Genomic DNA, 11,991 nt, shown 5'->3' with positions numbered 1-11,991 from the left:
AGGAGCTCGTATCCTTCCCGGCCGGAAGGCCGGAGTGTCCACGGAGGCAATCCGATGACCGCAATAGCGCACGCCGGCGGCGTCTACCGCCGCTCGATCGTCGCCCAGCTCCGCGCCATCGTGGAGTATCCGGCCGACTTCTGGATCATGGCCGCATCGGGCGCGTTCTGGCAGATCCTCCAGTTCGCCTTCCTGTCGGTCCTGTTCTCCCAGGTCCCCGTGCTGGCCGGGTGGGCGTTCCCGGAAATGCTCATGCTGGCGGGATTCCTGGGTCTCGCCGCCGGGGCCAATGCGCTCCTGTCCGACGGCGCCTGGAGCACGGGGTCGATGGTCATCAAGGGCGACATGGACTACCGGATCACCAGGCCCGCCCCCGTGCTCATCCAGGTCGCCAGCGCCCACATCGGCATGCAGGGAGTCGGCGAGTTCGCCCTGGGCACCGCCATGCTGGTCTACGGTTGGATCGCCGCCGGGGTGAGCCCGGCGTTCATTCCGGCCGCGGTCCTCTTCGTCGCCTGCGCGGCGGCCATCAACCTCGGGCTGGTGACGGCGGCCTGCGGGGCGAACTTCTGGATCAAGGGCACCGGGTCCTACATCGCGTTCCTCCTGGTCGACTTGCAGGGCAAGACGATGAGCATGCCCCTGAAGATCTTCCCCTTCGGCGTCAAGGCCTTCGTGACCTTCGTGGTGCCCCTCGCCTTCGTCAACTTCGTGCCGGTGGAGGTCCTCACCGGTCGCGCCTCCACCTGGTGGATCGTCGGCCCGCCGCTGGCCGCGGTCTTCTCGATCGGCTTGGCCGCCTTGGTGTACCGAGCCGGACTTCGCGCCTACGATTCGGCGGGTCACTGAAATGACCGTAGCCGCGTCCCCCGTCCGCCGCGGGCATCCGTTTTCTGTGGACCGCGCCCTCGCGGTCCTCTCCCTCAAACGCAAACTCGCTTACAAGACCACCTGGATCTTCTCGATAGCCGGCGGTGCTTGGCCGCTGCTGGCGGGCCTGGTCGTCTGGCAGAGCATCATCGGCGACGGCCAGGTCGGCGGCTACGACTGGGCCGCCATGCGCGCCTACCTCATCATCGGGTTCCTGACCGCGACGATCGCCTGGGGCGGCTCGGACTGGGACATGGCAGTCCGCATCCTCGACGGGCTCGTCGCGATCGACCTGACCAAGCCGGTCGACTTCCAGCGGGCCCGCGCCTCCGAATACGTCGGCAGCATGGCCTCGGTGGTGCCCACCGCGGTCCTCGGCACCGTCGCGGCCTGGTTCTGGTTCGACCCGCAGCCGCCGGTCTCCGCGACCGCGGCCGTCCTCACCGCCGTCAGCATCCTGTTCATCTTCCCGCTGGCGTTCGAAATCAGCTACCTGTCGGTGCTGCTCTGCTTCTGGACCCGCCGCTACCACGGCATCCAATGGGCCAAGGACGGATTCCTGACGTTCTTCTCCGGAATGATGGTGCCTCTCGCGCTCATGCCCGGCTGGCTCCAGGCCGTCTCCTGGTCCCTGCCGTTCGCCCATTTCACCGCGACTCCCAGCAGCATCTACCTCGGCCGCGTCGGCACGGCCGGGGCGCTGGGACTCATCGCCCTCGAGTTGGCGTGGGTGGTCGCCATGTGGGTGATCGCGCGCCTGATCTGGCGTCGCGCGGTCAAGAAGGTCACGATTCATGGAGGCTGAATTCGACATGCGGCACGCATTGGCCGTCTACGGCCGGTCGCTGGGCGCCAACTACCGGTCCATGCTGGAGTACCAGGCCGACTTCTGGATCATGGCCACCACCGGAAGCATCTGGACGATCATCCAGTTCGGCTTCATCTCGATCCTGTTCGCGAACGTCAACGCGATCGGCGGCTGGAACTACCACGAGATGCTGGTGCTGGCCGCGTTCCTGAAGGTCGCGGCCGCCTCGAACGCGCTGGTGTGGGACGGCATGTGGGGGCTCAGCGGACTCGTCATCGACGGCGGCCTGGACTACCGGATCACCCGGCCCGCCCCGGTCGCCCTCCAGATCGGCTCCAGCCGCGTCGGGATGCAGGCGTTCGGCGAGGTGGGCCTCGGGCTGGCGATGTTCGCCTTCGGGTGGATCGGCGCTGGCCTGAGCCCGGCGCTCATACCGATCGCCGTCCTCCTGTTCGCCAGCGCGATCGTCTTCCAGATCGCCATGCTGACCTGCTCGAACGCCGCGAATTTCTGGATCAAGGGCCGCCACCCGATGCTGGCGTTCCTGCTCCTCGATATGCAGTCGGAGGTCCTGCGGTTCCCGCTGACGGTCTATCCCGCCGTGGTTCGGATGCTGCTGACCTTCGGTCTGCCCCTGGCGTTCGCGAGCTTCATCCCGGTGCAGATCCTCACCGGGCGGCTCCCCTGGTGGTGGCTGATCGGCCCGCCGCTGGCCGCGGCCGCCGCGGTCGCCCTCGCGGTATTGGTATTCCGCGCGGGACTGCGCGCCTACGATTCGGCAGGTCACTGACATGAACAGAGTCGATCTCGCGCTCGCCCGCGTCACCTTCCTGCGCCGCATCGCCTACCGCGGCAACTGGATCTTCACCGTCGTCATCGGCGGCGCCGGCCTCCTGGCCTCACTCGCGTTGTGGGAGAGCCTGCTCGCCGACGGAGCCGTGGGCGGCTACGACTGGTACGCCATGCGCGGCTACCTCATCATCGGGTATTTCTCGATGACGGTCACCGTCGGCTCGGGGGACTGGCTCATCGCCCAGCGCATCCTGGACGGGCTCGTGGCGGTGGACCTGACCAAACCGGTCGACTTCCAGCGGGCCCGCGCCGCCGAGTTCATCGGCGGGCTCTTCGCGACCCTCCCCGGCGCGCTGTTCGCCATCGGCGCGGCCGCGCTGATCGCGGGAATCCCCGCCCCGGCCTCCCCACTGGCCGGTGCGCTCACGCTGGTGAGCATCGCCCTCGTCTTTCCGCTCTCGTTCGGGGTCATCTACCTCGGGACGCTGGCCTGCTTCTGGACCAGGCGCTTCCTGGGGATCGTCTGGGCGCGTGACTCGGTGCTGATGTTCTTCTCCGGGATGCTCGTGCCCGTCGCGCTCTTCCCCGACTGGCTCAAGGTCATCGCCTGGGCGCTGCCCTTCGTCCACTTCACCACCACCCCCGCCAGCATCTACCTCGGCCGAGTGAGCGAACTCGGCGCGCTCGGTCTGCTGGCCGCCGAGGCCGCCTGGGCGATCGCCCTGTGGTGGCTGGCCCGACTCATCTGGAACCACGCGGTGAAGAAGGTGACCATCCATGGCGGCTGACCTCAAGCACGGCTTTGCCATCCACGTCCGCTCCCTGAAGGCCCAATACCGATCCATCCTGGAATACCCGGCCGACTTCTGGGTCATGGCCGTCTCCGGGCTGTTCAACCAGATCACGACGTTCGCGTTCCTGGCGGTCCTGTTCGGCGCCGTCGACTCGATCGCGGGCTGGTCGTTCCATGAAATGCTCATTCTGGTCGTCTACATGAGAATGTCCGGCGCGTTCGTCGCGATCGGCTGGGACGGCATCTGGAACCTCAGCCACATGGTCGTCGACGGCGACCTGGACTACCGGCTCACCCGTCCCGCGCCGGTCGTCTCCCAGGTCGCCTCCAGCTTCGTCGGACTCCAGGCCTTCGGCGACATCGCCGTCGGAATCGTGATGCTCTGGGTGGGCTGGACCGGCGTCGGCCTCGGACTCGACCCGGCCACGCTCGGCATCGCGCTGGTCCTGTTCGTCAGCGCCATCGGCATTCAGATCGGGGTCATCACCTCGCTCAACTGCATCTGCTTCTGGATCAGGGGACGGGCGACGCCGATCGCGTTCGCGGCGGTCGAACTGCAGAACAACGTCGGCAACTACCCGCTCAAGATCTACCCGGGCGTGGTCAAGGCACTCTTGACCTTCGGGCTGCCCTTCGCCTTCATCAACTACATCCCCGCGCAGATCCTCACCGGACGACTCCCGATGGTCTGGACCCTCGCACCACCGCTGGCGGCCCTCGTAGCCCTGGCGATCATGGCCCTGATCCTGCGCGCCGGCCTGCGCACCTACGAATCGGCGGGACACTGATTTGACGACCCAATCCCTCACCACCCTGCGAGGACACTCTCCCCGGGTGGACCTGGCCCTGGCGGTCGCCTCCCTGAAACGGCGCCTGGCCTGGCGCATGCACTGGGTCGTCGGCACGCTGCTCGGCGGCACCGAACTCCTGACCGCCCTGGCGCTGTGGAGCACCGTGCTCGCCGAGCGCGGCTCGATCGCCGGATACGACTGGGACGCCATGCGGACCTACTACATCATCGGCTTCGTCACCGCCGGTCTCGCCTTCGGCGGCACCGAGATGCAGGCCCAGCGCATCCTCGACGGCATGGTCTCGATCGACCTGCTCAAACCGGTCGACTACCAGCGGGCCCGCGCGGCCGAATTCATCGGGGCGCTGGCGGCGAACCTGCCCACGCTCGTCATCGGCGTCGCGGTCGCGACGGTGCTGTTCGACCCGCTGCCGCCGGTGTCGTTCACCGCCGGGGCGCTGGCGCTGCTGAGCGTCGTGCTCATGGTGCCGCTGGTCGCGAACGTCATCTACCTGTCGCTCATGCTCTGCTTCTGGACGCGCAGGTACCAGGGCGTCGTGTGGGCCAGGCAGACGATCATCGCGTTCTTCTCCGGAATGATGGTGCCCTTGGCGTTCATGCCCGAACCGCTCCAGGTGATCGCGTGGTGCCTGCCGTTCGTCCACTTCACCACGACCCCGACCAATATCTACCTCGGCCGCGTCGGCGAGCTCGGCGCGCTGGGCCTCATCGCCGTCGAACTCGCCTGGGTGATCGCCCTGTGGTACCTGGGCCGCTACCTCTGGGGCAAAGCGGTCAAGATCGTCACGATCCATGGAGGCTGACGTGAAACGAACGAGCTCTACCTACACCCGCCTCATCGCGGCGCAGTTCCGCGCTATCACCGAGTACCCGGCCGACTTCTGGACGATGTCGGCGGTCGTCGTCATCCAGCAGATCGTGCAGGTCTCGTTCATCGCGGTGGTGTTCGCCAATGTCAGCTCCATCGGCGGCTGGGGCTTCCACGAAATGCTGATGCTGATCGGCTTCATGGTGCTGGCCGACGCCCTGACCGAGATCGGCTGGGACGGGATCTGGCAGGTCGCGTCCGAGATCGTCTCGGGGCAGCTCGACTACCTGATGACCCGGCCCGCGCCGGTGATGATGCAAGTGGGAGCCAGCGCGATCGGCATGCAGGCCGGGGCGAACCTGACCACCGGTTCGATCATGCTCGTCGTCGGCTGGACCGGAGCGGGGATCTCGCCCGCGTACATTCCCGCCGCCGTCCTCCTCTACCTGTGCGCCGTGGTCGTGCAGCTGACGATCATCTCGATGCTGTGCTGCGCCAGCTTCTGGCTCAAGGGGCCCACCGTGGTCTTCGCGTTCCTGGGCGCCCAAGTGCAGGAGAACGTGACGCGCTTCCCGCTGAACATCTACCCCAAACTGGTCCGCAACACGATGATCTGGGTGATCCCGTTCGCCTTCGTCAACTTCATCCCGGTCCAGATCCTCACCGGAGAGCTCCCGCTCAGCTGGCTGGCGATCCCGCCGCTGGTCGCGGCGGCCCTGTTCGGCCTGACGGTTCTCGTCGCCAGGTCGGGCCTGAAACGCTACGAATCCGCCGGCCACTAGGACGTGTGGGAGGCCACAGCAAAAAAGGAGTTGCGCTATTCGGGGTCGGCCGTTATTGTCATTGGAGTTCGCCCGGGCTCATCTGAGTAGCTAAGGGCCGCAGAGCGTTTGGAGGTGTGTACTGATGACTGTCGTTGTGCTTTCCCGTGTCTCGATTCTCAGTTCACCTCCCGTCGGCTCGCTCTGATCTGAACGCGTGCCGCCGGACGTCTCCACAGGAGCTCGGCACCCATGCCACGCAATTTCAGCGATACTTCCACGTTCGAATCCACTCGTCGCCGCAAGAACAAGAAGACCGAGATCTTCTCTCCCGAGGACCAGGCCCGCTACGAGGCCATGCGTTCCGAGGAGGAATACGCCCCCGCAGACGACGGACCGCCCACCGGCGACCGCTGGTCGATCTGGGACGATTCCGAACCACTCCAGCGCGGCCCCAAGCCGTGGCCGGAGTGGGTTATCACCGATCTGGGCGCCGTCGACTACGAGCTCGGCGTCCTCAAGACCGGCAAGGAGGCCGACGTCTTCCTGATCGAGCGCGCCGTGCCGGACACCGACCGGAGCACCGTGCTCGCCTCCAAGCGGTACCGCACCGCCGAGCACACGCAGTTCAACCGGGCCGGGGACTACACCGCCGGGCGCGGCGCGAAGCGTTCGCGTGACGCACGCGCCATGGCCAAGCGCACCACCTTCGGTCTCCAGCAGGCCGCGGGACGCTGGGCCGCAGCCGAATTCGAGGCGCTCACCCGCCTCTACAACGCGGGGGTGCCGGTGCCCTATCCGGTGCAGATCCTCGGCACCGAGGTCATCATGGAGTTCATCGGCACCGGCCGCACCGCCGCGCCGCGCCTGGCCGAGATCAAACCCGACGAGGCCGAGCTCGAAAACCTGTGGGAACAGGCCGCCGAGGCGCTGCGGCTCATGGTCGAGCTGGGCTTCGCGCACGGCGACCTCTCGTCGTACAACACCGTCGTCCACGAGGGCCGCCTGATCGTCCTCGACCTCCCGCAGGTGGTCGACATCTACGCCAACCCGTTGGGAATGAGTTTTCTGAACCGGGACGTGGAGAACCTGGGGTCCTGGTTCACCGCTCGCGGCATGGACCGCGTCGAGGTCGACGACCTTCTGGCGGAGCTCATCGCCCTCGCCGCACGGCCTTAGTGGTCGATACCCCGCACCGCCGGACCGGACCCCCTCCGGTCCGGCGGTGCGGCCGTCCTGTCACACCTGCGATATAGCCTTGTGCCTGTGAGCGTTGATTACCGGCCCGCGCCCGGCACCATTCCCACCCAGCCCGGCGTCTACCGTTTCCGGGACTCGGGCCGCCGCGTCATCTACGTCGGCAAGGCCAAGAACCTCCGCAACCGGCTCAACTCCTACTTCGCCGACGAGACCCGCCTCCACGAGCGCACCCGCCGGATGGTCAACACCGCCCGCAGCGTCGAATGGACCGTCGTCGGCACCGAGGTCGAGGCCCTCCAGCTCGAATGGACCTGGATCAAGGAATACGATCCGCGGTTCAACGTCATGTTCAAGGACGACAAGTCCTACCCCTGGCTCGCCGTCACCGTCGGCGAGGAGTTCCCCCGCGCCCAGGTCATGCGCGGCACCCGCCGCAAGGGCGTGCGCTACTTCGGGCCCTTCGGCTCGGCCTGGGCCATTCGCCAGACCCTCGACCTGCTCACCCGGGTGTTCCCCATCCGCACCTGCACCGACACCGAGTTCAAGCGCTGCAACCGGATCGGGCGCCCGAACCTGCTCGCCGACATCGGCAAGTGCTCCGCCCCGTGCGTCGGGCGCATCTCCGCCGAGGACTACCGCGAGCTCGTCAACGGCTTCTGCGCCTTCATGGGCGGCGACACCGCCCCGATCCGCCGCCAGCTCATCGCCGAGATGCAGGCCGCCTCCGAGAACCTCGAATTCGAGAAGGCCGCCCGCCTGAGGGACGACCTCGGCGCCCTGGACAAAGTCCTCGAACAACAGGTCGTCGTCCTCGCCGAGGACGTCGACTGCGACGTCATGGCCGTCGCCGACGACGAGCTCCAGGCCGCCGTCCAGGTCTTCCACGTCCGCGGCGGCCGCATCCGCGGCCAGCGCGGCTGGGTCGTGGAAAAGCCCGAACCGGTCGACCTCGCCGGCCTCGTCGAGCGCTTCTGCACCCAGTTCTACGGCGAGCAGGGCGAGGTCGTGCCCCGCGAGGTCCTGGTCCCGGCCCTGCCCTCGGACGCCGACGCCATCGCCGAACTGCTCTCCGAGCGGCGCGGCTCCAAGGTCGACCTGCGCGTCCCCCGGCGCGGCGACAAGCGCGCGCTGGCCGAGACGGTGGAGAAGAACGCCAACGAGTCCCTTCAACGGCACAAACTCAAGCGCGCCGGCGACCTCACCGCCCGCTCCAAGGCCCTCGAAGAGCTCGCCGACGCCCTGGATCTTCCCGAGGCGCCCTTGCGCATCGAGTGCTATGACGTGTCGCAGTCCCAAGGGGACGACGTGGTCGCGTCGATGGTGGTGTTCGAGGACGGCCTGCCGCGCAAGAGCGAGTACCGCCGCTTCATCATCAAGGGGGAGCGCAAGGACGACCTGGCCTCGCTCCAGGAGACCCTGCGTCGCCGCCTGTCGAAACTGAACGAGCAGCCGACCGGTTCCCCGGCCGGCGACGAAGAGGACGACGAGCCGAAGAAGGGCTTCCACTACCCGCCGCAGCTCCTGGTCGTGGACGGCGGGCAGCCGCAGGTCGCGGCAGCCGACCAGGTGTTCGCCGAGCTCGGCATCGACACGATCAACCTGGCCGGTCTCGCCAAGCGCCTGGAGGAGATCTGGCTGCCCGGCGAGGAGTACCCGGTGATCCTCTCGCGCACCTCCGAAACCCTGTACCTGATGCAGCGCGTCCGCGACGAGGCCCACCGCTTCGCGATCTCGCTGCACCGAAAGCGCCGGCGCAAGCGCCTGGTGGGTTCGGCGCTCGACGGGGTACCCGGGCTCGGCGAGTCCAAGCGGCGCGCGCTGCTCAAGCAGTTCGGCTCGGTCAAGAAGATCCGCGAGGCCGAGCAGTCCGAGCTGGAGGCGGTGACCGGGATCGGGCCGAAACTGGCGGAGGCCATCCAGACACATTTGCGTAATCCCGGCGACAACGCTGATTGAGACTCGAGTGGTAGCTATAGCCTTGTCAGTTCGGCGCCGTGTTGCGGCGGCAACAAGATCGATCTCGGGAATACTTGACTAATGGGTGTGGCAGCTGTGCATGCGGGTTCGAACGACCGAAGCGAATTGGAACTCGTCATCGTCACCGGCATCTCCGGTGGCGGGCGTTCGACGGTGGCGCGCGCGTTGGAGAACGTCGGCTACTACGTCATCGACAACCTGCCCGAATCGCTGGTGGGGCAGGCCGCCGAGCTCGCGGCCGCGGGCGGCGCCGAGGTCAGACGCACCGCGATGGTGCTGGATGTGCGCTCGCGGGCGTTCATGACCGACCTGGTGGGCGTCATAGAGGACCTGCGCAAGTCCGGCTTCAAACCGCACCTGGTGTTCGTCGACGCCGACGACGACGTGATCATCCGCCGCTTCGAAAAGGTCCGGCGCGCCCACCCGCTCCAGGGGGACGGCCTGCTCGCCGACGGCATCGCCGCCGAGCGGCAGCTGCTCGAACCCGCGCGCGGCTCGGCCGACACCCTGTTCGACACCACGCACCTGAACGAGAACCAGCTGCGCGCCAGGGTCGAGGAGGCCTTCCTCGCGCCCTCGACGCCGGGCATCCAGTTCACCTGCATGTCGTTCGGGTTCAAGTACGGCGTACCGCGCGACGCCGACTACGTGGCCGACGTGCGCTTCCTGCCGAACCCGTACTGGGTGCCGTCCCTGCGCGAGCACACCGGGATCGACAAGGACGTCTCGGACTACGTGCTGGGCCAGGACGGCGCCGAGGAATTCGTGGACACCTACGCCTCCCTGCTGCTGGGCACGACCGGCGGCTTCGAGCGGGAAGGCAAGCGGTACATGACGATCGCGATCGGCTGCACCGGCGGCAAGCACCGCAGCGTGGCCATCGCCGAGGACCTCGCCAGGCGCCTCGTGGCGGCCGGCTTCCCGGCCAACACCCACCACCGCGACCGCGGCAACGAGTAACGGCCGGGCCGCCGAGCGCTCTCGTCGATCGCGGCCCCACCTGCGTACACGCCGACGCTCTGCCGCGCCCGGACATTGGCTCTCTCACGTTGCTAGGCTTCCTCGACCGGAATACCCGACGTGTCAACGTCTCGCCCCGATCGATGGGACCGCGAATGGTTAAAGTCGTCGCTTTTGGCGGCGGTCGGGGTCTGTCGGCCTCGCTGCGCGCGCTCACCCGGCTCGACATCGACCTCACGGCCGTGGTCACCGTCGCCGACGACGGGGGCTCGTCCGGCCAGATCCGCTCCTCGCGGCCCGTGCTGCCGCCGGGGGACCTGCGCAAGGCCCTCGTGGCCACTGCCGACCCCGTCAGGGCCGATGCCGCCGACCTGTTCTCGCACCGATTCGGCGGCGATGACTTCCTCACCGGCCACCCGGTCGGCAATGTCATCCTCACCGCGCTGCTCGAACGCAGCGCCAATCCCGTAGCGGCCCTCGCCGAGGCCGGCGACCTCCTCGGCTGTCGCGCCCGCATCTTCCCGATGTCCAACCGGCCCTTGGACATCGAAGCCGACCTGGCCGAAGGCGACGGCGTCCGCACCATCGTCGGCCAGCACGACGTCGCCGTCGCCGACGGCCACGTCACCGAGGTCCGGCTGCTGCCCGCGAACGCCCCCGCCTGCCCCGAGACCCTCGCGACGGTCGCCGAGGCCGACTGGCACGTCTTCGGGCCCGGCTCCTGGTTCACCAGTGTGATCCCGCACCTACTGCTGCCCGAACTGCGCGACGCCATCGCCGCCGCACCGGCCAGGCGCGTCGTCGTCCTCAACCTCGCCGAGGAGAAGGAAACCGACGGCCTCACCCTCGCCGGCCATCTGGACGCCCTGGGGCGATACGCCGAAGGTGTCCGGTTTCACTACGTCATCTCAGGCGACACCCGAACCCTGGCCGAACCCGAGTCGTTGAACAGTGCGGCACAATCGTTGCAGGCCGAGCTGGTCCCAGCCGACCTCGCAGCGGACGCCGTCACTCACGACGTCGCCGCGCTCGCTGCCGTATTGGGAAATCTGTTGGTCGAAGATGGTGGTTAACGAATGGCGATGACCTCGGAGGTCAAAGACGAGCTCAGTCGCATTGAGGTCACGAAGTCCTGCTGCCAGCGCGCAGAGCTCGGCGCGCTGTTCAGGTTCGCCGGGGGCATTCACCTCGTCGGCGCGGGGAACGTGGTCGTCGAGGCCGAGGTCGACACCGGCAATGTCGCCCGTCGCGCCAAGCGCATGATCAACGACCTCTACAACTACGACTCCGAGGTGCACGTCCTGGTGGCCGCCGGACTGCGCCGCAACAACCACTACCTGCTGCGCGTCATGGCGGACGGCCAGGCGTTCTCGCGCCAGATCGGCCTCACCGACCAGCGCGGCTACCCCGTCAGGGGCCTGCCGAACCACGTCGTCGGCGCCTACCCGTGCTGCGCCGAGGCCGCCTGGAGGGGCGCCTTCCTCGCCCGCGGCACCCTCACCGAGCCCGGCCGCTCGTCCTCGCTGGAGGTCACCTGCCCCGGCCCGGAGTCCGCGCTGGCCCTCGTGGGGGCCGCCCGCCGCCTCGGCATCGCCGCCAAGTCCCGGGACGTGCGCGGGGTCGACCGCGTCGTCATCCGCGACGGCGACGCCATCGGTGAACTCCTCACCCGCCTCGGCGCCCACTCGTCGGTGCTCACCTGGGAGGAGCGGCGCGTGCGCCGCGAGGTCCGGGCCACCGCCAACCGGCTCGCCAACTTCGACGACGCGAACCTGCGCCGCTCGGCCCGCGCGGCCGTCGCCGCCGCCGCGAAGGTCACCCGTGCGCTTGAAATCCTCGGCGAGGAGGTCCCCGAGCACCTCGCCGGCGCCGGGAAGCTCCGGCTCGAGCACCGGCAGGCGTCGCTGGAGGAACTCGGCGCTCTGGCCGACCCGCCCCTGACGAAGGACGCCATCGCCGGGCGCATCCGCCGCCTCATCAACATGGCCACCAAGCGCGCGATCGAGACCGGCATTCCCGGCCCCGATGACGCTGTGGCCGAAGAAGAAGCGCTAGCGGCGTAACCCGCCCCCGCGCAGGCCGAAAGGGCTACGCTTAACCGCGATGTCACACCGCTGTGGCGAGTGTGACATGATCGGGACGCACCCAAGCCGCGACCCGGTGAACAACCGGGGCGGTAGGGTCAAAGAGTGCTCGGCGACGAGGCCGAAC

12 protein-coding genes are annotated in these 11,991 nt (G+C 68.1%); all 12 read left to right on the top strand.

Annotated elements, in window-relative coordinates; translation table 11 throughout:
• Window positions 1-54: 54 nt before the first annotated feature.
• Window positions 55-849 carry an ABC transporter permease gene (locus FAB82_RS19000; protein ID WP_136536116.1) on the top strand — a complete coding sequence of 265 codons (795 nt, stop codon included), beginning with the start codon at window positions 55-57 and terminating at the stop codon, window positions 847-849.
• A gap of 1 nt (window position 850) precedes the next feature.
• Window positions 851-1,675: an ABC transporter permease gene (locus FAB82_RS18995; protein ID WP_136536115.1), complete on the top strand. Its 825-nt coding sequence runs from the start codon at window positions 851-853 to the stop codon at window positions 1,673-1,675.
• Complete coding sequence (locus FAB82_RS18990; protein WP_136536114.1) at window positions 1,665-2,468, top strand: ABC transporter permease; 804 nt, start codon at window positions 1,665-1,667, stop codon at window positions 2,466-2,468. The genes FAB82_RS18995 and FAB82_RS18990 overlap by 11 nt, the downstream gene beginning before the upstream one ends.
• A 1-nt stretch (window position 2,469) precedes the next feature.
• The gene (locus tag FAB82_RS18985; protein ID WP_136536113.1) at window positions 2,470-3,258 is read left to right on the top strand and encodes an ABC transporter permease; all 789 of its coding nucleotides are present in this window, start codon (window positions 2,470-2,472) and stop codon (window positions 3,256-3,258) included.
• Window positions 3,248-4,051 (top strand): ABC transporter permease, encoded by an 804-nt coding sequence (locus FAB82_RS18980; RefSeq protein ID WP_136536112.1) that lies wholly within the window; start codon window positions 3,248-3,250, stop codon window positions 4,049-4,051. Before FAB82_RS18985 ends, FAB82_RS18980 begins: the two co-directional genes overlap by 11 nt.
• Before the next feature lies 1 nt (window position 4,052).
• Window positions 4,053-4,877 (top strand): ABC transporter permease, encoded by an 825-nt coding sequence (locus FAB82_RS18975; RefSeq protein WP_136536111.1) that lies wholly within the window; start codon window positions 4,053-4,055, stop codon window positions 4,875-4,877.
• Window position 4,878: 1 nt separating this feature from the next.
• Window positions 4,879-5,664: an ABC transporter permease gene (locus tag FAB82_RS18970; RefSeq protein ID WP_168801668.1), complete on the top strand. Its 786-nt coding sequence runs from the start codon at window positions 4,879-4,881 to the stop codon at window positions 5,662-5,664.
• 231 nt (window positions 5,665-5,895) lie between these two features.
• Window positions 5,896-6,822, top strand: coding sequence for a serine protein kinase RIO (locus FAB82_RS18965; protein ID WP_136536109.1), 927 nt, complete (start codon window positions 5,896-5,898; stop codon window positions 6,820-6,822).
• Window positions 6,823-6,903: 81 nt separating this feature from the next.
• Window positions 6,904-8,799, top strand: a complete 1,896-nt coding sequence (gene uvrC, locus FAB82_RS18960) for an excinuclease ABC subunit UvrC (protein WP_136536108.1) — start codon at window positions 6,904-6,906, stop codon at window positions 8,797-8,799.
• Window positions 8,800-8,880: 81 nt separating this feature from the next.
• Entirely contained in the window at window positions 8,881-9,780 is a 900-nt protein-coding gene (rapZ, locus tag FAB82_RS18955; RefSeq protein ID WP_136536107.1) for an RNase adapter RapZ, read from the top strand.
• Window positions 9,781-9,935: 155 nt separating this feature from the next.
• A complete protein-coding gene (locus FAB82_RS18950; RefSeq protein ID WP_211116681.1) occupies window positions 9,936-10,853 on the top strand; it encodes a gluconeogenesis factor YvcK family protein in 918 nt (305 codons plus the stop codon).
• A 3-nt stretch (window positions 10,854-10,856) separates the two neighbouring features.
• Window positions 10,857-11,843 carry a DNA-binding protein WhiA gene (gene whiA, locus FAB82_RS18945; protein ID WP_136536105.1) on the top strand — a complete coding sequence of 329 codons (987 nt, stop codon included), beginning with the start codon at window positions 10,857-10,859 and terminating at the stop codon, window positions 11,841-11,843.
• The last annotated feature ends 148 nt before the right edge of the window (window positions 11,844-11,991 follow it).

It is taken from the genome of Glycomyces buryatensis (assembly GCF_004912275.1).
GTDB classification, from domain to species: domain Bacteria; phylum Actinomycetota; class Actinomycetes; order Mycobacteriales; family Micromonosporaceae; genus Glycomyces; species Glycomyces buryatensis.
This window is presented reverse-complemented; position numbering and strand designations above follow the sequence as displayed.